The 23605-nt window shown below is 34.3% G+C and carries 20 protein-coding genes; 2 read left to right on the top strand and 18 right to left on the bottom strand.

Annotation, left to right across the window (positions count from 1 at the left end; translation table 11 throughout):
- Positions 1 to 4 precede the first annotated feature (4 nt).
- Positions 5 to 1147 (top strand): IS200/IS605 family element RNA-guided endonuclease TnpB, encoded by a 1143-nt coding sequence (gene tnpB, locus RK02_RS02095; protein WP_016182586.1) that lies wholly within the window; start codon positions 5 to 7, stop codon positions 1145 to 1147.
- A gap of 135 nt (positions 1148 to 1282) precedes the next feature.
- On the opposite strand, the gene RK02_RS02090 is transcribed toward tnpB, so the two are convergent.
- Both RK02_RS02090 and RK02_RS02085 read right to left on the bottom strand, forming a co-directional pair.
- Positions 1283 to 1612: an oleate hydratase gene (locus RK02_RS02090; protein WP_016182585.1), complete on the bottom strand. Its 330-nt coding sequence runs from the start codon at positions 1610 to 1612 to the stop codon at positions 1283 to 1285.
- Positions 1609 to 2127, bottom strand: coding sequence for a TetR/AcrR family transcriptional regulator (locus RK02_RS02085; RefSeq protein ID WP_016182584.1), 519 nt, complete (start codon positions 2125 to 2127; stop codon positions 1609 to 1611). Before RK02_RS02085 ends, RK02_RS02090 begins: the two co-directional genes overlap by 4 nt.
- A 202-nt stretch (positions 2128 to 2329) precedes the next feature.
- On the opposite strand from RK02_RS02085, the gene ppdK reads away from it, so the two are divergent.
- Positions 2330 to 4942, top strand: a complete 2613-nt coding sequence (gene ppdK / locus RK02_RS02080; protein WP_016182583.1) for a pyruvate, phosphate dikinase — start codon at positions 2330 to 2332, stop codon at positions 4940 to 4942.
- Between the two features lie 184 nt (positions 4943 to 5126).
- Here ppdK and RK02_RS02075 read toward each other — a convergent pair whose 3' ends face one another.
- The 16 genes from RK02_RS02075 to RK02_RS02000 all read right to left on the bottom strand — a co-directional run bounded on the left by RK02_RS02075 (position 5127) and on the right by RK02_RS02000 (position 23598).
- Positions 5127 to 5690 (bottom strand): GNAT family N-acetyltransferase, encoded by a 564-nt coding sequence (locus RK02_RS02075; RefSeq protein ID WP_016182582.1) that lies wholly within the window; start codon positions 5688 to 5690, stop codon positions 5127 to 5129.
- Between the two features lie 631 nt (positions 5691 to 6321).
- The gene (locus RK02_RS02070; RefSeq protein ID WP_016182581.1) at positions 6322 to 6993 is read right to left on the bottom strand and encodes a Bax inhibitor-1/YccA family protein; all 672 of its coding nucleotides are present in this window, start codon (positions 6991 to 6993) and stop codon (positions 6322 to 6324) included.
- Positions 6994 to 7039: 46 nt separating this feature from the next.
- Complete coding sequence (locus tag RK02_RS02065; RefSeq protein ID WP_016182580.1) at positions 7040 to 7504, bottom strand: MaoC family dehydratase; 465 nt, start codon at positions 7502 to 7504, stop codon at positions 7040 to 7042.
- Between the two features lie 151 nt (positions 7505 to 7655).
- Complete coding sequence (locus RK02_RS02060; protein ID WP_016182579.1) at positions 7656 to 9263, bottom strand: ATP-binding cassette domain-containing protein; 1608 nt, start codon at positions 9261 to 9263, stop codon at positions 7656 to 7658.
- Between the two features lie 165 nt (positions 9264 to 9428).
- On the bottom strand, positions 9429 to 11819 hold the full coding sequence (locus tag RK02_RS02055; RefSeq protein ID WP_016182578.1) for a phosphoketolase family protein: 2391 nt from the start codon (positions 11817 to 11819) through the stop codon (positions 9429 to 9431).
- Positions 11820 to 12125: 306 nt separating this feature from the next.
- Positions 12126 to 12929 (bottom strand): gluconate 5-dehydrogenase, encoded by an 804-nt coding sequence (locus RK02_RS02050; protein WP_016182577.1) that lies wholly within the window; start codon positions 12927 to 12929, stop codon positions 12126 to 12128.
- A 27-nt stretch (positions 12930 to 12956) separates the two neighbouring features.
- Positions 12957 to 13796, bottom strand: a complete 840-nt coding sequence (gene kduI / locus RK02_RS02045; protein ID WP_016182576.1) for a 5-dehydro-4-deoxy-D-glucuronate isomerase — start codon at positions 13794 to 13796, stop codon at positions 12957 to 12959.
- A gap of 22 nt (positions 13797 to 13818) precedes the next feature.
- Positions 13819 to 14811 carry a sugar kinase gene (locus tag RK02_RS02040; RefSeq protein WP_016182575.1) on the bottom strand — a complete coding sequence of 331 codons (993 nt, stop codon included), beginning with the start codon at positions 14809 to 14811 and terminating at the stop codon, positions 13819 to 13821.
- 4 nt (positions 14812 to 14815) lie between these two features.
- Positions 14816 to 15460 carry a bifunctional 4-hydroxy-2-oxoglutarate aldolase/2-dehydro-3-deoxy-phosphogluconate aldolase gene (locus RK02_RS02035; RefSeq protein ID WP_016182574.1) on the bottom strand — a complete coding sequence of 215 codons (645 nt, stop codon included), beginning with the start codon at positions 15458 to 15460 and terminating at the stop codon, positions 14816 to 14818.
- Positions 15461 to 15616: 156 nt separating this feature from the next.
- Positions 15617 to 16366, bottom strand: coding sequence for an IclR family transcriptional regulator (locus RK02_RS02030; protein WP_016182573.1), 750 nt, complete (start codon positions 16364 to 16366; stop codon positions 15617 to 15619).
- A gap of 125 nt (positions 16367 to 16491) precedes the next feature.
- On the bottom strand, positions 16492 to 16809 hold the full coding sequence (rhaM, locus tag RK02_RS02025) for an L-rhamnose mutarotase (RefSeq protein WP_026231330.1): 318 nt from the start codon (positions 16807 to 16809) through the stop codon (positions 16492 to 16494).
- Between the two features lie 85 nt (positions 16810 to 16894).
- On the bottom strand, positions 16895 to 18007 hold the full coding sequence (gene bglB, locus RK02_RS02020; RefSeq protein WP_016182571.1) for a beta-galactosidase BglB: 1113 nt from the start codon (positions 18005 to 18007) through the stop codon (positions 16895 to 16897).
- A 10-nt stretch (positions 18008 to 18017) separates the two neighbouring features.
- A complete protein-coding gene (locus tag RK02_RS02015) occupies positions 18018 to 19007 on the bottom strand; it encodes an aldo/keto reductase (RefSeq protein WP_016182570.1) in 990 nt (329 codons plus the stop codon).
- Positions 19007 to 19687 carry a rhamnogalacturonan acetylesterase gene (locus tag RK02_RS02010; protein ID WP_016182569.1) on the bottom strand — a complete coding sequence of 227 codons (681 nt, stop codon included), beginning with the start codon at positions 19685 to 19687 and terminating at the stop codon, positions 19007 to 19009. Before RK02_RS02010 ends, RK02_RS02015 begins: the two co-directional genes overlap by 1 nt.
- 6 nt (positions 19688 to 19693) lie before the next feature.
- On the bottom strand, positions 19694 to 22300 hold the full coding sequence (locus RK02_RS02005) for a beta-galactosidase (protein ID WP_016182568.1): 2607 nt from the start codon (positions 22298 to 22300) through the stop codon (positions 19694 to 19696).
- A gap of 14 nt (positions 22301 to 22314) precedes the next feature.
- Positions 22315 to 23598: a glycoside hydrolase family 28 protein gene (locus tag RK02_RS02000; protein ID WP_016182567.1), complete on the bottom strand. Its 1284-nt coding sequence runs from the start codon at positions 23596 to 23598 to the stop codon at positions 22315 to 22317.
- Positions 23599 to 23605 lie beyond the last annotated feature (7 nt).

The following is a 23605-nucleotide window of genomic DNA, read 5'->3' as shown; positions in this document are numbered from 1 at the left end:
CTTTGTGGAACGACTAAAAGCGTACAAATTCAGAATCTATCCAACAGAGGAACAAGAAATCTTCTTTGCCAAAACTTTCGGCTGCGTTCGTAAGGTCTACAATCTAATGCTTAATGACCGAAAAAAAGCATATGAAGAAGTTAAAAATGATCCTTCTAAAAAAATGACTTTTCCAACACCGGCTAAATATAAGAAAGAATTTCCATTTCTGAAAGAAGTCGATAGCCTCGCTTTGGCCAATGCCCAACTTCATTTAGATAAAGCATACAAGAATTTTTTTCGGGATAAATCTGTTGGCTTTCCACGTTTCAAAAGTAAGAAAAATCCTGTTCAGAGTTATACAACGAATAATCAAAATGGTACAGTTGCTTTGATTGATAGTAAATTCATAAAAGTTCCTAAATTGAAATCATTAGTAAGAATTAAGCTTCATAGACAACCAAAAGGGATGATTAAATCTGCTACAATATCACGCCATTCTAGCGGTAAATACTATATTTCTTTGTTATGTAAAGAAGAAATTAGCGAGTTACCTAAAACCAATTCTGCCATTGGTATTGACTTAGGTATTACAGACTTTGCGATTCTTTCAGATGGACAAAAAATTGATAATAATAAATTCACTTCAAAAATGGAGAAAAAGCTTAAACGTGAACAACGTAAGTTGTCTAGACGTGCCTTATTAGCTAAGAAAAAAGGTATCCCTTTATCTGAAGCTAAAAATTACCAAAAACAAAAACGCAAAGTAGCTAGATTGCATGAAAAAGTAATGAATCAACGTACTGATTTTCTGAATAAGTTAAGTACAGAAATTATCAAAAATCACGATATTATCTGTATTGAAGACTTAAACGTAAAAGGTATGTTGCGTAATCATAAATTAGCAAGAAGTATTTCTGATGTATCTTGGTCTAGCTTTGTGGCTAAGTTGCAATACAAAGCGGACTGGTATGGACGTGAAATCATCAAAGTGGATACGTGGTTTCCGTCTAGTCAGATTTGTTCAGAGTGCGGACATAAAGATGGCAAGAAATCGCTCGATATTCGAGAATGGACTTGCCCTATTTGTCATACTCATCATGACCGTGATATCAACGCTAGTATCAATATATTGATTGAAGGTCTAAGAATACAAACTTCAGCTTAGGCACAATCAAAAAAACCGTAGGAACTACGGGGATAGCTTGGTAAATAAGAGAAACCGCTGTTAGTGAAGAAATAAGCTATCAAGTATGCTCTATTCCCAAGAAGCTCCCACTTCAAGCGTTAAGAACCGTTAGGTTTAGCGAAGTGGTGAGTAGTTCACTAGTAAATCTTCTAAAATCGTTCCTTGTATTTTTTTAATTAGTGGTTTTTTAATGACATCTAGATGGTAAGGCAATTCAATATCCAATGGTGATTTGCCATCCATTAAACGAACACTGCTATCTAGTAAAGCACGAACATCATAAACACTCGCCCATACTTCTGGAACTGCTCGATCGATAGTAAACAAACCATACACTGCTTCCATCGCTGTTCGGACTGAATATTCAGTTGTAAAAATTGTATCCCTTGGTGTTTGCGCAAATTGACCTAAAAAAGCGAAATTAACACAACCATCTGGAATCACATCTGGTCTATCGCCAGCTTTTCGACAATTAAATGATAATCATCCTGCATCCCATTTTTAATCCAATCGAGCATTAGTCCCACAAAACCGTATTTATAAAACTGCGCAATAAAAATTTTATTCTCAGTGGTGATATATTTATCTTGTGACTGCTGCTCTACGACATTTAATAACAAATCAAATGTACAAGCATAAAGAAAATTCTCAATTTGTTCTCTTTTTATAACATGATAAGCATTCATAATAAACGGCTTATTCTCATAAACCGCCTCAAAAATATCTAAAAAGCCTTCCTGCCAAGTTTCTTTCGTTTTACGATTGTTTAGTGCTTTTTTGGCATCCTCAAGGCAAGCCCATTCAACTAAATCATAAATATCCTTAAAATGATAATAAAAGGCCATCCGACTAATCCCACAATGATTGGTCAAATCAGTAATAGTTATTTTATCTAAAGGTTTCTTTAATAATAGTGCCTTTAATGCCTTTTCTAATTCATCTTTCGTTGAGTGCTGCATCTTCTTTCCCCTTTAAGCTTGTAATAATTACCTTTCTAATATAATCCTATTTTTTAGTAAAATCAATTGATAGTTCAAACACACTTCCTAATTTATTCATCACATTTAGTGTAAAAAAATGGTTTGACAAGTTAAATAAACAAGTATATGATAATATTCAAGTTATATATGTATCATATTAAATTGATCAGGAGGCTTATTTATGCAAAGAAACATCTACTTTTTTCAAGAAGCCGCAGCTCCAGACCCATTTATCCTTGGAGGAAAAGGTGCAAATTTAGCGATTATGACACAAATTGGATTACCTATACCCAAAGGCTTTACCATTACTACTCAAAGCTGTATGGTCTACCTTAAAGATCCAAACTTTTTTGAACAGGTTTTAAGTAACCAAGTTTTAAAAGCGGTTGCAGCGTTGGAGGAACTTACGCAGAAAAACTTTAAACAAAGCACAGATGAAAATTTATTACTCGTATCTGTACGTAGTGGTGCGCCCTTTTCAATGCCTGGTATGATGGATACCATTTTAAATTTGGGCTTAAATGATGCACGTGTGTTATTACTAGCCAAAAAGACGAATCTTGCCTTTGCTTTTGATTGTTATCGCAGATTATTACAAATGTTTGCCGATGTCGTTTATCACATTCCTAAAGAAAATTTCAATCTACTACTAAAAAAGGCGGAGGACGATTTTCAACAAACTTGTCAGCAATTTTCTTTGCAGCAGCATCAAGTCGTCATCGAACAATTTAAAGCCATTTATCAAAAACAAGGATTACAATTTCCACAAGATCCTGTTGATCAATTATTTGCTGCCATCAAAGCAGTTTTTCAATCTTGGAATAACCAAAGAGCTAAGGTATACCGTCAATTGCACAAAATCAGTGATACATTAGGTAGCGCGGTGAATGTACAGGAGATGGTCTTTGGGAATAGTGGATTAACTAGTGCTACTGGTGTCGTCTTTACTAGAAATCCAGCAACTGGTGAAAAAGGCCTATTTGGCGAATATTTATTAAATGCACAAGGTGAGGATGTAGTAGCTGGGATTCGGACTCCTGAAAACATCCATCATCTACAAACTCAGCTGCCAAAAGCCTATCAAGAATTATTACACTATACCCAATTATTAGAAAAGCATTATCGTGATATGCAGGATATAGAATTTACTATTGAAGAAGGCAAGTTATACCTATTACAAACAAGAAATGGGAAACGAACAGCAAAAGCGCAAATTCAGATTTGTTATGATTTGGTTCAGGAGCAGATGATTGATAAAAAAGAAGCCCTTCGACGAATCAAGGTGGATGATTTAGAACAGCTCCTTCACCCAACCTTTGAAGCAAACGCCCTCAATAAAACACAAGCCTTCGCTAAAGGTCTACCCGCTAGTCCAGGTGCAGCTAGTGGCATCATCACCTTTACTGCCAAAGAGGCCCAACAACTAGCTAGCTTAGGGCATAAGGTCATTTTACTTAGAGAGGAAACCTCGCCTGAAGATATTGAAGGCATGATTGCTAGTCAAGCAATTGTAACCAGTCATGGTGGTATGACCTCTCACGCCGCTGTGGTGGCTAGAGGGATGGGCATGTGCTGTGTTACTGGCTGTGAAGCCTTGCATATCGATGAACAGACAAAAACCGTGCAATGTGGAGACTTAATCTTAAAACAAGGCGATATAATCTCTGTAGATGGTACCACAGGTTTAATTTACCAAGGTGAGCTGCCTTGTACCATGGTCAATCACGACCAAATACTGTCACAAATTTTATTATGGGCTGATGAAATTGCTACAGTGAAGGTACGAGCAAACGCCGAAACCCCTCAAGATATTCAAAATGCATTGGACTTTAACGCCACTGGAATTGGACTAGCAAGAACTGAGCATATGTTTTTCAATAAAAACCGGATTTTAACCATGCGCAAGCTGATTCTTGCCGATAATTTTGACGAAAGAAATAAAGCTTTAGCTAAATTGCAGCATTATCAAGAAGCAGATTTTAAACAAATGTATCAATTAGTACAGGACAAACCAATGATTATTCGCTTGCTTGATCCACCACTACACGAATTTTTACCAAATACAGCACATGAATTAGAAGAATTAGCCCAAGATTTAGCAGTTGATATAGCATACTTAAAACAAAAAATAGCCAAATTACAAGAAAAAAATCCCATGCTTGGTCACCGCGGCTGCCGCTTAGCAATCTCGCATCCAGAGATTTATCAAATGCAGGTTCGTGCCATCTTTAATAGCGTGATTACACTAAGAAAATCCGGAATCAATATCGTTCCAGAAATCATGATTCCATTAATTGCAGAAGCAAATGAGCTAAGCTATATTCGCCAACAAATTGAAGCAACTATTCATAAAATATTTGCTGAAAATCATATCCAGCCATTTGAATATCAAATCGGTACCATGCTTGAATTGCCACGAGCCTGCCTCAAAGCCGACACACTCACGCCATACGCTGATTTCTTTAGCTTTGGAACCAATGATTTAACCCAGATGACATATGGGTTTTCTAGAGATGATATTGCTAAATTTATTCATTTTTACCATGAAAAAGCAATCCTAACCTTTGATCCATTCCAAAAGCTAGATTGTGACGGTGTAGGAAAATTAATGCAAATCGCTATTCAACATATTAGAAGTATTGCTAAGCAAAAGACAATCGGTGTTTGTGGCGAGGTCGGCGGAGATCCTGACTCTATCTTCTTTTTACAACAAATCGGTGTAGACTATGTGTCTTGCTCCCCTTATCGAATTCCTTGCGCACGCTTAGCCGCAGCCAAAGCTAGACTAAACTAAACACCAAAAGTGGTGGTTTATCCTGAAATTAGGATAAATCACCACTTTTTTATTGATTCACTCATATCAATCGTTCATCTGCAACCTTTATGATATAAGGCAAAAAAACGATTTATTCGGCGATACGTTTCCTATAATCATTCGCTATCTGCCATTTTTATCAATCGCCTCGAAAGCGCCTCGCTTAACGCAACCTATTTGCCCAATCTTCCTTTGTCAAAATATTCGTGTGCCCTATTCTAATCTCGTTGAGTAAGGGGACTGACACCTGATTACAGGTATGATGATACCTAAAACCAAGCTTCTGCTGAACTCTTTTTGACTTCTCGTTTCCATCATAGTACCCACACCAAATTGTTTCCATTCCTAATTTTTCAAAAGCTCTTTGTAAAAGGGCGTTTGCAGCTTCAGGCACATATCCTCTCCCCCAAAACGGCTCGCCTAACCAATAGCCTAATTCACATTCATCATCGCTTTCAGTCATATCTGTATGTCCATTTAATTTCAATTCAATCGCCCCAATTGCCCGATTATTTTCTTTTTCACAGATTGCATAGCACTCAGCTCCACCAAAAACATTCGTAATCACTTCTCTACTCTGCTCAATATTTTGAACTGGGGGCCAGCCAGCAATCAATCCAACATTGGGATTTTGGGCATAGGTAAACAAGCTTTCTGCATCCTCTTGGGTCCATCTTCTCAAAATTAATCTCTCTGTTGCAATTTGGCAAGTTTCATTTTCTCTCATATAAATTTTCCTCACAATTTTTAGCTAGCACGAAAATACGATCAAAATTTTCTCTGTTGCTAGCATCAAATGCTCTCTCTTTCCATCAACATACTTTTGCATCTAGGCAATTTAAGGTTGCAAATGCTATTTTTTCTATTTTTAATCCTTTAGACACCCCAAAACAGGGCTATCCTTCTTTAATTAAAGGCTTTGGCTACACATTTCTGTAAGTTAGCTAGCTTTTTAGCGTTACTATCCAAAAACACCTTCAATTCACAGGGTTCTTTCTTAGACTGGATTTCAATTGAGTGATATGAAACGCCTTTAGGATAGGCAAGCGATTGGCTATAGCTGCTACTTTTGAATTATCTCCAATATAGACAGTTGGATTTTCATTGATTGGACTTGTTTTATTCTGACTACGTCCTACAAAAAGTTATAACATGAATAACAAAGCTCAGAATAATTGAAGCTTTTTCACCATCGTAATCATCTTTTCCTATTAGCTGACTAAACACGAACTGAAAATATTTTGAAACGCTTGCTTTTAATCAAATTATATCATGATATAAATTTCCTAAGCTAGCTATTATACCAAAAAAGCGATGACTTATCCTAAAATCAGGATAAATCACCGCTGTTAAATAGACTAATCTCTGGCAAAGATACGAACAAATGCCAAGAATAAGTTAATAAAATCTAAATACAATTGTAAAGCCATGAAGCTAGCTAAACCAAAATCGTTTTCTGCTTGATGCTCAAAATACAATGTACGAATACGTTGATTATCATAAGCGGTTAGGCCACTAAAAATTAAAATCAACACAAATGAGATAAAGTAATCTAGCGTACTACTTGCCATGAACATATTGACAATCATTAAGATTAAGACACCGATTAAAAATGACATCGCTGTTCGGCCAACTACCGATAAATCTCTCTTAACAAATACACCGATGGCAGCCATTGAAAGAAAAGTCGCTGCACTACTTATAAAAGCGGTTGTTACCGTACCAAAATCATATGTTAATAAGGTAACAGTCAAGGTTACTCCATTTAATAAGGAATAGACTAAAAAACCAGCTAGCGTCAATGCTGGATTTTTAAATGCTTGTCGTCCCATTACCAAGACTAATACAATTTCAAAAATCCATAAGAACATAAAAGTCATATTGTTCATCGTATTTAAAAATTGATTTAAAAATACGGTTGAACATAGGTAAGCTGATAGCGCACTAATCGCTAAACCTACACCAAAAATAGCATATACCTTTGCATAAAAACGATTTAAACCTTTTGATAAAGAGATCTCTGGGTTCATCTAACCACCACTTTCTTCTATTCTATACTTTAATCCCAATTCGTAATTATTCTTCTACTGGTTCCTCAGATTGAATCATAGGCGGTTGTACCATTACCACAGCATCCAATACTCGATTTTCTTCTTGATTGACTGCTTCAACAGAAATGGTTACCACGCCTTTCATCTTGTCTACTTTAATCACTTCAAACATAAAAGTCAGGGTTTCATAATGATAAACTGGCTCGACAAAATTCATTGAAAAATTCACAACATGAGAGCCTGGACCTGGCAAGTGCTTAGAAATTGCACTCGTAATTAGTCCCATTAACATCACACTAGGAACGATTGGACGTTCATATTCCGTTTGTTTTGCATAATCATGCTGGATATATAGTGGATTCGCATCATTAGTTAAGCCTAAATACAATAACAGCTGCTGGTCTTCAATCGACTCAGTCAACGATAACGAATCACCTTCTTCAATTTCTTCAATGGTTCTGCCAAGCTTTCTGGGTTTGCCAATATTCAAATTACATTCCTCCATATAATTACTTACCTACATTTTACCCTAAACGCTACCTAAAGTGCAAGTTTAGCAACTAGCTTCTATCTTTTCATTTAGTTTAAAATTTTCCACTCAAAATCAGCCATTAATAAAAGCTTCAATTACAATTCAATAATTAATCTGCTGAAAGAAAAATGGATTCCTGTGCTAAATTTTGAATCATTCGATGAGTAATCAATACGATAATCTTATTTTTCTTAAGATCATCAAACAAAGCAGGTAACTGATTATCAAAAAAGCTATCCACATTAGCAAATGTTTCATCTAACAGAAGCAACGTAGTATTCGGCTTAGTAATTGTTACAAAAAACTGAATAATCTGACGCTCGCCTCCAGAAAGCTCACTCATTTTTGATTGATACTTTTTTCTTAAATTGAATTTTTCACCAGTAAATATTGGCTTGAATGTTGGGGAGTCTAAAAGTTTTTCAACTTCAGCAATAGTTAAAAAAGTAGTTAGGTATTCTTCTACCAAAATATCCTGCATATATTCATTTTGTAGCATATAAGAAATACAATCATTTCTCAATGCTAGGTCGTTTATTGAACTAAGCTGTTGACCATTAAGCAAAATTTCACCTGTATAATTTTGCTTATATACTCCCACTAAAGTTAATAATAAACTCGTTTTGCCCGCACCATTTTTGCCAATTAATTGATAGATATTATTTTTCGTCAACGAAAAAGTAAGTGGCTGAATATAAAGTGCTTTGCCATTAATCATTATATTCACATCGTTAAATGCAATAGATGATATTTCTTTTACTACAATCTCCCCTACATTAGCAGCTGGTAAATCACATAACTCTAGTAAACGATTTTTTGCGACAAGCATTTTACGATACTCATCACCAAACTCCATCATATTATCTAAACTAGTTAACAAGCGCCAAAAATACTGCATTACCGTAATAAAATAGCCAATTGTTAACTGGCCAGAAAAAATCATACTACCACCCATTACAAAAAACACCACTTGTATTATAAAGGAAAAAAATAATTTTGAGCTAGAGACAAAATATTTACAAATAAAATTTTTATCAATCAATAGATTTAATTTTCTGGACAAAGACTGTAATCTTTCATATTCAAATTGCATGGTTTCTTTCGCTTTAATTTCTATCAGCCTTTGATAGAGACTAGTTCTCCGTCCATACAAATGATTTCCCATTTCCATTAAGCGATAACCGAGTGAAATCAATTTAGACTGACTGAACAAATGTATGATGATATAAATAAACATAAGCAGTAGAAAAATACTAAAAAATATTTTATTTAGATTATAAACGAAGATAAGTACATAAATCATCACTGTACCCTCCCCAATTATCAATGGGATAATGGAGTAATAATATTTTATAAAAGATTCAATATCGTTGCTTATTCGATCATGAAGATAAGCTGGGGAATTTTTACTGATGGCAAAAGTATCTTTTAAATAAAAATCTTTTACGAATCTGTTTTGTGTAGCAATACTTTTTTGCGGAATATATGAATAGTTAATTTTTGCGGAAAAATATGAAACAAGCATTCGTAAAATAAATGCAATAACTAAAATAAATAATAACTTATATAATAAAACCACATTTTTAGCAATCAATTGATTAATCATCATACCTTCTATATAAGGAAGACTTAATTCCATCGCAACAACAGATAAGCTAAGAATAATTTGAAATACTAAAATTTTTTTATTTTTGATATTTTGATTAATCCATTTCATCCAACAACAATCCTTTTTTAATGAATATATTATTTAACGCTAAAAACTTTTACGTTATAATATCACACAAAAATATATAAAACAATAACCCTAATATATCTAGCTAAAAAACGATGTATACTGAATCTTCAGTACACATCGTTCAAAATAGATTCTATGATTAGATTAAGAAAAGCGACATTCTTTATGATTGGTTAAAGCTTCCCAGTGCCAATTTTCAACCTCAGGAATATCTTGGCCGTGTTCACGAATATATTGATGATGATATTGAATAGTATCGTCCATTTTTTGAGCAAAAACAGCAGCATCTGAACCATATACAGCTAAAGCCGCATCCTTAGCTAAATGGAAACGATCCATTTCTGACAATACACGCATATCAAAAGGTGTCGTAATATCCCCATTTTCACGATAGCCATGAATGTAAAGGTTATGATTACTACGATCAAAGAAGATATCACGAACCAACCCTTCATAACCATGGAAGGCAAAGATTACCGGTACATCCTTAGTAAAGTAAGCATCGAAAGCTTCATCAGATAATCCTCTTGCATCATGTTTTGGATGACGAAGTTTTAATAGATCAACTACATTGATAAAACGGATTTTCAAGCTTGGGAAGGCTTTGTGCAAAATACTAATAGCCGCTAGAGCCTCTAAGTTTGGTTCTGTACCAGCAGCCGCAATGACTACATCAGGTTTTTCATTTTTAGCAGTTGAAGCCCAATCAATAATCCGTAAACCATCGCGCACTAACTCTTCTGCTTCTGTCACAGAATAAAATTGTGGACGTGGATGTTTAGAAGAAACAATTAAGTTAATTTTTTCTTTTGAGGCTAACGCTTTTTCCATCACTGCCATCAAAGTATTGGTATCAGCTGGCAAGTATTCTCGAATGAATTCTGGTTTCTTTTCCGCTAAATGGGTCAATAAACCTGGATCTTGGTGCGTATAACCGTTATGATCTTGCTGGAATACGGTAGAAGTAGCAATTAAATTCAATGATGGATATTCATTACGCCAAGTTTGTTCTTTGGCTTTACGTAACCATTTGAAATGTTGGGTAATCATTGAATCCACCACTCGTAAAAAGGCTTCATAGCTAGCGAAGAAACCATGTCGACCAGTTAAAACATAGCCCTCTAAGAACCCTTCTGCTTGATGTTCAGATAATTGTGAATCAATCACACGACCAACTGGTGAAATCCATTCATCATAAGCATTATCTTTGGCTTCAAGCCATTGACGATTGGTTACCTCAAATACTTTATTTAGACGATTTGATTTAGATTCATCTGGGCCAAAAATACGGAAGTTGGTTGGATTTTCAACGACTAAATCACGAGCAAATTTACCAAACTCAATCATATCTTGGGCAATGACTTGGCCAGGTATTGTTGTGTCAATGGCATGCTTACGCCAATCAGTAATCGATAATGGTTTTGGATTTAGACCCCCATTTGTAATTGGATTGACTGACATCCGCTTGAACCCTTTAGGTGAAATAGCTCTATATTCATCTTTAAAGGTCCCATTTTCATCGAACAATTCATCTGGATTGTAAGATTTCAACCAATTAATTAATTGATCCACATGCTCCATATGATCAGCATCGACTGGAATTGGTACTTGATGGGCTCTAAAACCACCTTCAATTGGTTCATCTGCCCATTGTTTCGGACCGGTCCAACCCTTTGGCGTACGAATGATCAGCACTGGCCAATGTGGCATCACGGCATCTTCTGCACGTTTTGCACGCGCTTTTCTTTGAATTGCTTGAATCATTTCAATTGCTTCATCCACTTTTGCTGCCATGACTTCATGCGCTTTTGGTAATTGGCTTTCAGTCATAAAGATTGGGGTCCAACCTAAGCCTTCAAAGTAAGCTTTTAATTCTTCATCTGTCTTTCTTGCTAAAATAGTAGGATTAGAAATCTTACCACCATTTAAATATAAAATTGGTAAAACTGCCCCGTCATTTACCGGGTTAATAAAAGTATTTGAAAACCAGCCAGCAGCCAATGGACCCGTTTCTGATTCACCATCCCCCACTACCGCAGCTGCAATGACATCTGGATTATCTAAGATCGCTCCTGTTGCATGAGATAAAGAATAACCTAATTCGCCCCCTTCATGAATAGAACCAGGTGTTTCTGGTGCAGCATGTGAAGCGATTCCACCAGGGAATGAGAAAATCTTGAATAATTTCTTCAATCCTGCAGCATCTTGTGTAATTTCAGGATAGATTTCCGTATAGCTTCCATCTAAATAAGAATTAGAAACCATTACCTGTCCACCATGACCAGGACCTTCAATATAAAACATATTTAAATCATATTTATTAATTGCTCGATTTAAATGCGCGTAAATAAAGTTTTGCCCAGCAATGGTACCCCAGTGACCAATTGGGTGAATTTTTAAATCTTCTCGTTTTACTTCATTTCTTAAAAGTGGATTATCCTTTAAATACATTTGACCAACTGAAATATAATTGGCTGCTCTCCACCACGCGTCAACTTTTGCTAAATAATCTGATGAATTATAATTTGTCGTCATCTTCTCATTCTCCTGTTCGTTTATCTTCTCACATAAAATACCTATTAGAGTTGTTTTGTAAACAAAGCAGCTGAAATATTGATTTTATAAGCAGAATTATTTTGGTAAAAAATACTTTTAAACAACTAAAAAAAATAAAATACGCACATGTTCGTTTTAGTATTATTTACTATAATAGTTATAGTCCTTTTTACTATATTTGTCAAGCTGTTTTCTACAAAAATAATGACACTCAATTTAACCATTACGTTAAGTTGAGTGCCAAAAATTATGCAATAATAAGTTATACTTATGAGAAACTAAATTCTAAGGTTGTTTACCGATATAAGCTAAAATTCCGCCGTCAACATATAAGATATGACCATTCACAAAATCAGATGCATTAGATGCTAAAAATACGGCAGGTCCAGCTAAATCGTCAGCCGTTCCCCAACGTGCTGCTGGTGTACGGCCAACAATAAATTGATCAAATGGATGACGTTCGCCATTTTCTTGTCGCTCTCTTAGTGGTGCAGTCTGTGGTGTAGCAATATAGCCAGGACCAATTCCATTACATTGGATATTAAATTCTCCATATTCGGAAGCGATGTTTTTCGTTAACATCTTTAGGCCACCTTTAGCTGCTGCATAAGCACTAACGGTTTCTCGTCCTAATTCACTCATCATGGAACAAATATTGATAATCTTCCCTCCACCTTTTTTAATCATATCTGGAATAACTGCCTTGGACATGATAAACGGCGCATTTAGGTCAACATCAATGACTTGACGAAAATCTTTTGCTTCCATTTCAATCATTGGAATGCGTTTGATAATCCCTGCATTGTTGACTAAAATATCAATGCTGCCAACTTCAGCTTTTATTTTTGAAATCATATTTTTTACGGCTGCTTCATCGGTTACATCACAAACATAACCATGAGCTGTGATCCCTTCTTTTTCATAATTAGCCAGACCTTGCTCAACTGAAGCTTGGTCCAAATTATTAAACACGATAGTAGCCCCTGCTTTTGCTAATGATTTAGCAATTTCAAAGCCAATCCCATAAACTGCTCCTGTTACTAAAGCAACTTTACCATCTAAACGAAACATATCCATTTCAAAACTCATTTTCTTCTCCTCCATATTCATTAAGTTTTATTTTAATTGATCCATTGGAACCATATCCATATCCGTATAGGTAATATTTTCTCCACACATTGCCCAAATAAAGGAATAATTACTTGTACCTACCCCAGAATGAATGGACCAGCTTGGAGAAATCGTTGCCTGTTCATTTCCCATTACCAAATGCTTGGTTTCATCAGGTTTACCCATCATATGGAATACTCTTGTATCTTTTTCCATATCAAAATATACATAGGCTTCCATCCGACGTTCGTGCGTATGACAAGGCATTGTATTCCAAGAACTACCTGGCTCTAAAATGGTGTAACCCATTTGTAATTGACAGCTTTGACAAACATTCGGATGAACATATTGATAGATTTTACGTTCATTTAAGGTTAACTTTTCGCCAGTTTCTAATGGTTTGATTTGATCGATACTGATCTTAACATTTGGATAAGTATGATGCGCTGGTACTGAACTTACATAGAATTTAGCTGGATTCTCAGGACTTTGAGATTCAAATATAATTTCTCTCGTACCCATACCAATATAGTAGCCATCTTGTTTTTTCATTTCTTCTTTTTGACCATCGATAGTAATGAAGCCCGGTCCACCAATATTAATAACTCCTAGTTCTCTACGCTCTAAGAAATACGCAACACCTAACTCTGTTGATAAAGTTATTTCTAACGCTTCATTTGTAGGTGTCACTCCACCAAAAATCATACGATCATTGTGTGTATAAGTTAAGCGAATATCTCCCGGAACAAAAACTTCCTCTACTAAAAATTCTTTTCTTAATTGCTCAGTTGAATAATGTCTAATATCTTCTGGACTATGTGTGTAACGTACTTCCATTTTTTGCATTTTATTTAACCCTCTTTCTTTTTTATCGAACAATCCGACTTGAATCGCTTTGTAAATATTCTAAAACCTCTTCCACTGAAAATTGGTTACAATCTCCAGGAATGGAGTGTTTTAAAACAGAAGCTGCTGTGGCAAAATCTATTACTGTTTGCCCATCATATTTTTCCATTAAACCGTGTAAGATACCAGCTGCAAAAGCATCTCCTCCACCAACACGATCAACAATACTATCAATATAGTAATTTTTTGACTCCCAATAATTACCCTGCAGCCAAATCATGCCTTGCAATTCATTGATACTAGCCGAATGAACTTTACGATTGGTTGCATAGAAACACTTAATATTAGGAAATCGTTGAGAAATAAGTTCATAACAATCTTCAGTTGTTGTATTTTCCTCAATAGGTAATTCTAGTAAATACTTAGCGTCTAGCTTACCGGCTGAACAATAATCAACAAGTGGTAGAATTACCTGTAACACCCGTCTTGCTTGATCGTAAGGCCATAGTTTAGAACGATAATTAATATCGAAGCTGACCTTGCATCCGGCTTTTTTAGCTAATTTGATTAATTCAATGACTAAATTTGGCCAATTCTCAGATAGCGCGCAGGTAATACCTGAAACATGGAACAATTCCACATCTGTAAATAACTCAGTTGACCATTCATTTTCAGTTATTTGAGCAAAGCTAGAATTAGCACGGTCATAAATCACTTTTGCCGACCGAATGCCCACACCTTGCTCCAAATAATACGTCCCTAATCTGTCTCCACCTTTGATAACATACCTTGTATCAACACCATATTGCTTTAATTGATTAATTGCTGCAAAACCCATAGCATGATTAGGCACCTTGCTCACAAAAGCAACTTCATGGCCAAAATTTGCTAAGGAAATAGCAACATTTGCCTCACAGCCACCTAAATGCAGCGCAAGCTGTGAAGAATGAGCTAATCTTTCATTGTTAACGGTGGACAATCTTAACAATATTTCACCTAAAGTTACAACCTTCATTTTTCTAACCTCTGATTTCATTTAAACGTTTGATGTACTCTTGACTAATTTCCGTAATTAATGGATAATTTTCATCCTTTAATGGCGCCAATAAATTACCTCCGATACCAACAGCCACAGCACCCGCTTTAAACCATTTCTCCATATTTTCAAGATTAACCCCACCGGTTGGCATGATATTTAACTGTGGCAAGGGTGCTTTGAATGCACGAATCATACTTGAGCCAAATGCAGATCCTGGAAATAGTTTAACAATATCTGCACCATATTCTAATGCCTCTTTCATTTCAGTGACCGTCATACAGCCAGGTAAATACGGAATCTGATAAAGATTGCATAATTTCGCCGTTTCAATATCAAAAGATGGGCTAACAATAAATTGAGCACCTGCCATAATAGCAATTCTAGCTGTAGTTGCATCTAATACCGTTCCAGCACCTACTACAACACTAGGATCTTTTTGATATTTTTCAATCAAATCCTTTATCGCACCTTCAGCATTAGGTACTGTAAAAGTCAATTCTATCCCCGTAATGCCGCCTTCAATAATCGCTTCACTTGCCTTGATAGCCTGAACATCCGTGTTCCCACGCACTACTGCAATCACACCACATTTTTCTAATTTTTGTAAAATAGTTACTTTTTTCACTTCAGTCACCTTTTTCTTATTTGGAAATACAATTTTATTATTAAGAAATTTACATCTAAAGTATACTTTATAATTCTCAAAAATGAAAGTGCTTTTAGTAAAAAAATCAAAAAAATATACACCGATTAGCAAAATTTACTAAACGGTGCATGGTTATTAGCTTTTTTCAATAAGTGCTTTGGTAGTTTTTATTTTCTCAATCAGCTCTGTTTTATAATGATCAGTTAATCGATATTTGGGTACACTAATACTAAACGCTCCAACCATTTGCTGATCGCGTAGAATCGTTGTACCAATACAATAAATATCTTCTTCCATTTCCTCATCATCAAAGGCAATATTTGTGGTTTTTATTTCTGCGAGCTCTTTGGCTAATTTTAAGGGATTTGTAATAGTATTCGCTGTAAAAGGCTTAAGCTCATGCTTTTCAAGATATTGATTAAAATAGGCTTCATCAAAATAAGCCAAGGCCGCCTTGCCCATCGCTGAACTATATAATGGACGACTAATCCCCACCTTAGAGGACATTCGAATCGCTTGATTAATGGGCTCTAATTTATTGATATAATAGATCTCATCATTATTTAAAATCCCCAAATGAATCGTTTCGTCAACCTGATCACGCAACTCCTCTAAATAGGGTAAAGTTGATTCAATTAAATCAATTTGATCAATGTGTTTATTCGCATACCGAATCAGTTTAGAACCTAATTTGTAGTTCTTATCTAGAGTTTTATTGACATAGCCCACTATAACAAGTGTATCTAAAATTTTCAAAGTCGTTGAGGTGGTCATTTCACAACGTGCAGCAATTTCCTGCAAGGTAATATTCTCTTCTTCTGCAATACAATCAATAATTTTAGCCGCCTTAATTAAAACAGTGCCGTATGGTTTTTTATTTTCCATATAAGATACCTCATTCACTCTATAAGAAATAATTTATTCTTATCATAACCAAATTTTAAAAGATATGCAATAAAAAAAGCATGTAACCATCGCCAATATAGACAGTGTTTACATACTTTTTTCTCTTATTTATTTAAATCAAAAACTGGTCTCAATGGTATTGATACAGGTGAGCAATCCTCATTCGTCTCCATGATATCTTGCATATATCTCCACCATTTTTGATTGATTTCTGTTAATGCAACCTTATTCCAAAGCGCTTCATTTTCAATCTCTAGATAGGCAAACAAATCATTTGTCTCCTTATCCCAAAAAATCGAATAGCTTTTTACGCCATGCTGCTTCAACAATTCAACCATTTCTGGCCATAAACAGTCATGTCTTTTTTTATATTCTTCTACCAGATTAGGATACAGGTGCATTTTAAAAGCTTGCTTCATGATAGTAACCTCTTTTCATAAAATATTACATTAAAAATTAATATAATATAAAAATAGCATGCTTATTAACTATATCAGTACAGTTTTATTAGAAATACGAAATTAATAACTCAGTAAAACACAAGACGGTTAATGATTGACCATATGGCATTGCTGTTTGACCAATATTTTTGTAAAATTCTAAAGTGTCACCCATACCCGTACCAACCGAAACATTTTGCACTTCGCCTTTTTCATCAATTTGCTTTAATAAACCAGCAACAGCACGATTAGCTATCGCTGCATATTTTTTATCAATATAGCCCTTATGAACCGCTTTCAATATACCGTAAGCAAATCCAGCTGTTGCAGAAGATTCTACATACGAAGTGCTATCATCTAACAACGTATGCCATAAGCCGCTTTGAGCTTGTAGTTCAGCCAAGGCTTTAATTTGTGCCTCTAAGGTTTGGATTAAATAAATACTAAAGAAATCATTTTCTGGAAGCTCTAAAATCTCTATAATTTCAGGAATAGCAATGGTTAGCCAGCAATTCCCTCTTGCCCAAAAAGCTTTTGCATAGTTATGGTTGCCCTCAAACGTCCAGCCGTGATACCAAAGCCCTGTTTTTTTATCCATTAAATATTTGATATGAATTAAAAACTGCAATTTTGCCTCTTCAATGTAGTTTTCTCGATTTAATAGCTTACCAATCTTGGCTAATGGTAAAACAGTCATCATTAATGTGTCATCCCATAATTGGTTTTTGTTTTCCGGACCATAAGTAGCATGCTGCAAGCCATTTTCATTCGTTCTTGGCATTTCTCGCATCACCCATTCAGCCCATTGTTCTAAATACGGTACATAACGTGAATCTTTCGTGTCTTCATATAGACAAGCCATTGTTAGTAATGGAGCCATCGTATTGACATTTTTTGGTGGCGCCCCTTCAATCATACGTTCTTCAAACCAGTGATTGACAATTTCTAAAGACTTGTTATTTCCTGTAATTTTGTAATTTTTATATAAGCCATAAAGTCCTACTCCTTGAGGCCAATTCCATACAGTCCAACTTTTATCATCGACTTTTAAACCATCAAAATCTAACAAAAATTCTCCTGTATTATCTTTTATTGTTGTTAAATTTGTCGTTAATAGATCAATTTTTTCTTCTACTAATTTTTTTGGTACAAATAATTCTTCTAAAATAATATCCTTCATTTTAATACCTCTAATTATTATTAATAATTTTTGTAATTGATGTTAATTCTTCTTGTGAAAACGTTAAGTTTTTCAACGATTCAATATTATCATCTAATTGTGCTAAACGTGATATACCTACAATGACACTCGCAACAGATTCTTCATTTAGTATCCACGCAAGAGCCATTTGTGCTAAAGACTGATTTCTTTTTTTTGCGACTTCTGTTAAGTTTTGAATCAAGGAAAGTCTTACATTCACATCTTCCTTCGACAAAAACTTACTATCTGTTCTGGATGCTCTTGAGTCGCTAGGAATTCCATTTAAATATCTATTTGTTAACAGTCCCTGTGCAAGTGGACTAAATGCAACAGCACCTAAACCATGTTCTTTTAAAACTGGAAATAATTCTTTTTTAGCTTTACTATCAATCATATTATATCTAACTTGATGAATAATAAATGGTGTACCTAGTTTCTTAAAAATATTTGATATCTTTTCCGTTTGAACCGGCGAGTAATTCGATATACCTATATACAAAGCTTTTCCTTGTTTGACTAGCAAATCTAGAGCATGTGCTGTTTCTTCAAGTGGTGTATTTGAATCGGGTCGATGATGATAAAAAATATCAACATAATCTAGGCCTAACCGTTTTAAACTCTGATTACAACTCGCATAAATATGTTTTTTTGAGCCCCATTCTCCATAAGGACCTTCCCACATATGATATCCTGCCTTAGATGAAATAATCATTTCATCGCGATGGCGTTTTAATTCTTCCTGAAAAATCTTTCCAAAATTTTCCTCAGCTTGTCCTGCAGGTGGCCCGTAATTATTTGCTAAATCAAAATGGCAAATTCCTCTTTCGAAAGCACCGCAAATAATTTCTTTTTGTGTATGATATTCATCATTTTTTCCAAAATTATGCCAAAGGCCTAATGAAATAGCTGGTAATAGTAAGCCAGAATCACCAACTCTTCGATAAATCATCTCATCATAACTAACAGTTGAATAAGCCATCATTCTACTCCTTTATCTTTATACCATTCCTTAATGATATTATGTTCGTCATCGACTCTACAAATTAGATTGGCTACCATTTTTGCACCTAATTTAGAAAAGTGTGTATTATCCTCCCGTCCATCTGGAAAATTATCATATTCATCTTTACCTAAAAATAAATGGAAATTTTTAGATACTTCTTCACCTAGTTTTTTATATAGCGAAATGGTCTCTTTGTTTAAATCAATCATTGGTACACTTAATTTTTGAGATAATTCTCTAACAGCCCGTGGATAATCTCCTAAACTATATATATCAAATTTATGATTGTTAAATGCTCTACGGGTTACTGAAGTTAATAAAACTGGGTAAGCGTGCTTTACTTTTGCTAGTTCAATATAATGTTGTAAATTCTCTTTATAATCACCATCTGATTTCGTTCCACGTTCATCGGACTTTTGATCATTATGTCCAAACTGTATCAGTAACAAATCACCCTCAGATAAATTTGACACTAGCTTTTTATATTCCGGAAAACTTCTGAAGCTTTTTGAAGATGCGCCATTTTTAGCTAAATTTACCACCTTCACTTCACTTGGAATAAATTCAGATAACATCTCTCCCCATCCATATTCTGGGCGCTCAGATTCCTGTTTACAAGCTGCTGTAGAATCACCGATAATATAAATTTTTTTCATTTTTTCTCACTCTTCCACTAAAATTAACTTTTCATAAGGCGCTAAATAGTATTCACCATTTTTGTACCGCGTATGATGAAACAGTTCTATCATACTGTTCTTCAATATAAATAGACTAGCTTCTGATGACATATTGACTAAAAATACGTAGTCCTTGCCATCTCTTGAACGTTTGTATTTAACGATTCCTTTAGAACACGTTAAATGATAGTCATCACTATCAATTTGTGCTATTTCAGAAATAATTATTCTCTTTAAATAGCTATTTGAAAAATCAGCGGGTAAAGCCCCAATAAATATTGTATTGTTTCTACGCAATACAAAACTATTCTCTTTATCAAAACGAATAATGGGTTCCCAATCTAAATGATTTTTTATTAGAGTAAAGTAACCTACGTACCTTTCTGTAGTATGCATTAATTCATTGAGAAATACTTGTTCATTTGGAAAATATTCTTGATTGATTCCACTTAAGCAAAGTAATTCACCCAAGTCACCTAAGCCATTTTCTGTATGCCAATTTCCAAATTCATCCCTGTCACCAGTCATTGGTCCGACAATAAGTTTTCCATTCCGTTGAATAAATTCATCGAGTTCATCCAACAAATTACTAGAAATATTTCTTACAAAAGGAATAAAAATTACGTCGAAATCATGTAATGAATGCTTATCACTTATCACTTCAACATTTAATCCAGCATCAATTAAATTTTTATAAAAATTGGTAATTAAGGAGCGATAATTATAATGGCCTCCCGTTTCTACAGTGTATTTCCTTTTGGCATCATCAGAATAAATCAATCCTATTTTAGAAGGAATATATGTCGTTTTTTCAATAATTGGTAATAAATAATTAAAAAGTTTTCCTGTCTTTACTACCTCATCATAACTTAACGACTCCTCACCACTAGGTGTTAGCACACTACTATGAGGTTGTTCCACACCAAATCTATGGCCTCTAAAATGCCAGAAATTGAATGCTTTCAAATTGCCAGCCATGGTGCTAAATAACTCACATGATAAATAATCTTTTGGATGGGGCTGAACATAATTTTGGATGTGTCCAGCATGAGAAGTAGAAGTTTCTAATAGTAACGCAGAACTCCTATTTGGTTTCAAATTACGCCAACGGTCCACATTAAGTTGAAATGCTGCATAATCTTGAGCAGACGCATAAGTATCAAAACCTGAGTCATCTAAAAAAGAAAATAATTCTTCATTATCTAGGTTGAATCCTAAAGAACTATTGTGTGTAATTCGACAATTTGCATTCATTCGTACAATGTAAGAGAGCTCTTTAGCAAATTCATTTATTTTAGATTCATGAAACTGCTTAAATGAATTCATCAATGCTACACTATGTAAAAATGGGGTCGCACTAGGCAAAACAACTTCCGAAAATTTGCGATAAGTTTGGCTCCATATGTTAGTACCAAAAAATGCATTTAGTTTTTCAATAGTAATAAATTCCTTCTGTAAGTATTCTATCCATTGTTTTTTACATTCATCACAAAAGCATAAATCAACATGGCATTTAAATTCATTATCTAATTGTACAAACTTCACACATGTATATTGATTAGCTAAACAGCCAATTTGGTACGCGATTTGATAACATTTATTTCTAAAATCAGGATTATTTGTGCAACAATGTTGTCTCGAACCATGCGTCTGCTTACCTCTTTCATCAACGATACAGCTATCTGGATATTTCATTGTAAACCATCGTGGAGGAGTCGGTGTTGGTACACATAGACAAACATTCATCTGATATTGTTGACAAATTTGTAAAGACTTTTTCAATAAATCGAAATGATATTGTCCTTCTATCGGTTCAATATCTGACCAGATAAACTCTCCCATTCTAATAAAATTCATTCCTAATGATTTTGCACGAACAACGTCCTTTTCAAATATATCAATCCCAAAAACTTCTGGATACATACATGCTCCAAAGTAATTTTCGTTAATATCCATTTCTAAAACTTGGGCCTTTAGCATTTTTGCTACAAATTTCGATAACTCCTTCGCACCTTGAATGTTAAAATGAACGGGATCTTTAATCCCTTCTGGATAATTTTCAGAATCACCTTCTCTTAATTGCAGATATAAGCTAGAAATATCCTGATATTTATACTTTAATAATTTGGTGTATCGATCCAGCTCTATACAAGGCAAATTTTCCTTTCGTGCAACTTTCTTTTCAATGTCTAAAATCTGATAAAACTTTTCAAAATCAAGTTCAGAAAATTTTTCAAGAGGTAATGGAGGTGTAACAACCACCGGTTTTGCTTCCGCTTTCGAAATTTTTTCCAAGAATTGATGATATAAATTTTCAAAATTTTTCACGTCAATATTATTACGATGTAATGCATCATTATGCCCAAATGAGATAATTACTATATCATTTTTTTGTAGTCTATCTATTACTGCTTGGGAATCTTGGTAAAAAAATTCAGAAAAACTTCTTCCTGGGACTGCTAAATTATCAATATGTAAATTTTCATCTACATCAATTAATTCACTTTTTAAAAACTCTCCCCAACCAGCTAAGGGGCGTTTACTATCTTCATATTGAGCAACTAAAGAGTCACCTAATAAAACTATCTCCACAACATTCCCCTACCTTATTTTGTATAAATGTCATTATTTGAACTAGTTTGTTCTTTTATTGATAAGTCGACATTATCAAATATCAAACTATTGACACCACTAATTTTTCCAAACTCATCGGCCTTAATCTTTATATTCTCAAATTTGATTCTGTTAATCGGGTTATTGATAGCGCCTTCAATAAAGAATGCTCGTGTACGAAAGTGGCAAAACTCATTATAATCTGCTTTAAAATTAGAAATATGAATATTTTCAATATCAACAAGATTTCTCGGTATATCATTTTTTTCAATTAGATATTTTAGAATAGATTTTTCTTCATCAGTTAAATTATAAATATTTGATATTTTACTATATTTTGGATACCAATCAGCTTGAAAAAGGAAACAATACTTTACATTTTCCAAGCTAATATTATTCACCATGATATTTTTAATATATCCACCTCTGTTTGAAAAGGCCTTAACCCTGATTGCAGCACCAGTATCATAAAATTCACAATTCTGAATGACTATATCCTCAATCCCCCCTGCAGTTTCACTACCAAAACAAACTCCTGATCCTTCGCGAAAGATACAGTTTTCAATTTTTATTTTTCTACTTGTCACTTTATTTTTATAAGAAAGAAAGTCTCTTCCTGATTTGACCGCAATATTATCATCATTGCCTTTGATATCACAATTATTAATTTTTATTTTCTCACAAGAATCAATGTCAATACCGTCTGTACTAGGACCTTCTCCATTTTTAATAACCAATGAGGAAACATTTACATTTTTGCATTGATATAAATGAATGTTCCAAAATCCCGAGTCAATACTTTCAAAATGATGCAGTTGGATATTTTTAGAATTTGCTACGTATATATTTCTAGGTCGGTAACAGAGATAATCTACCGCCCATCTCAAATTACGTTGGGTATATTCTGATAACATTCCAGCATTTTGATCATTTCCCCAAAATTTTTTCCACCAATAAACACCTTGACCATTTATCTTTCCTCCACCAGAAATTTCAACATTTTCAGCATTTATAATATTAATAATTGCTGCAGGCCAATTAATATGCACACCAGCAATTTTTGTTTCAATCAATTTATAGTCTGTAATATCATTACTACCAATAATTTCTGCCCCTGGTAATAACTCTAACTTAAAATTAGTAGGTAAGAAGAGTGAACCTACAATATACTTTCCGGCAGGAATTATTAGTTTTCTATCAAGACGCTTCGCTAAATTAATATTTTCTTGAAGCATTATCGTCGTATTAGATAAACCTTCGATATTTTTGTACCTCATTATTTCA

It is taken from the genome of Enterococcus columbae DSM 7374 = ATCC 51263 (genome assembly GCF_000406925.1).
GTDB classification, from domain to species: Bacteria; Bacillota; Bacilli; order Lactobacillales; family Enterococcaceae; genus Enterococcus_E; species Enterococcus_E columbae.
The sequence above is the reverse complement of the archived record's forward strand: the minus strand, read 5'-3'. Positions and strand labels throughout refer to the sequence as shown.

Excerpts from the sequence above, each read along its gene's own strand:
- RK02_RS02085 (WP_016182584.1), bottom strand. The coding sequence starts at position 2,127 with ATGCAGCACTCAACGAAAGATGAATTAGAAAAGGCATTAAAGGCACTA.
- ppdK (WP_016182583.1), top strand. The coding sequence starts at position 2,330 with ATGCAAAGAAACATCTACTTTTTTCAAGAAGCCGCAGCTCCAGACCCA.
- RK02_RS02075 (WP_016182582.1), bottom strand. The coding sequence starts at position 5,690 with ATGAGAGAAAATGAAACTTGCCAAATTGCAACAGAGAGATTAATTTTG.
- RK02_RS02070 (WP_016182581.1), bottom strand. The coding sequence starts at position 6,993 with ATGAACCCAGAGATCTCTTTATCAAAAGGTTTAAATCGTTTTTATGCA.
- RK02_RS02060 (WP_016182579.1), bottom strand. The coding sequence starts at position 9,263 with ATGAAATGGATTAATCAAAATATCAAAAATAAAAAAATTTTAGTATTT.
- RK02_RS02055 (WP_016182578.1), bottom strand. The coding sequence starts at position 11,819 with ATGACGACAAATTATAATTCATCAGATTATTTAGCAAAAGTTGACGCG.
- RK02_RS02050 (WP_016182577.1), bottom strand. The coding sequence starts at position 12,929 with ATGAGTTTTGAAATGGATATGTTTCGTTTAGATGGTAAAGTTGCTTTA.
- kduI (WP_016182576.1), bottom strand. The coding sequence starts at position 13,796 with ATGCAAAAAATGGAAGTACGTTACACACATAGTCCAGAAGATATTAGA.
- RK02_RS02040 (WP_016182575.1), bottom strand. The coding sequence starts at position 14,811 with ATGAAGGTTGTAACTTTAGGTGAAATATTGTTAAGATTGTCCACCGTT.
- RK02_RS02030 (WP_016182573.1), bottom strand. The coding sequence starts at position 16,366 with ATGGAAAATAAAAAACCATACGGCACTGTTTTAATTAAGGCGGCTAAA.
- bglB (WP_016182571.1), bottom strand. The coding sequence starts at position 18,007 with ATGAAGGATATTATTTTAGAAGAATTATTTGTACCAAAAAAATTAGTA.
- RK02_RS02015 (WP_016182570.1), bottom strand. The coding sequence starts at position 19,007 with ATGGCTTATTCAACTGTTAGTTATGATGAGATGATTTATCGAAGAGTT.
- RK02_RS02010 (WP_016182569.1), bottom strand. The coding sequence starts at position 19,687 with ATGAAAAAAATTTATATTATCGGTGATTCTACAGCAGCTTGTAAACAG.
- RK02_RS02000 (WP_016182567.1), bottom strand. The coding sequence starts at position 23,598 with ATGAGGTACAAAAATATCGAAGGTTTATCTAATACGACGATAATGCTT.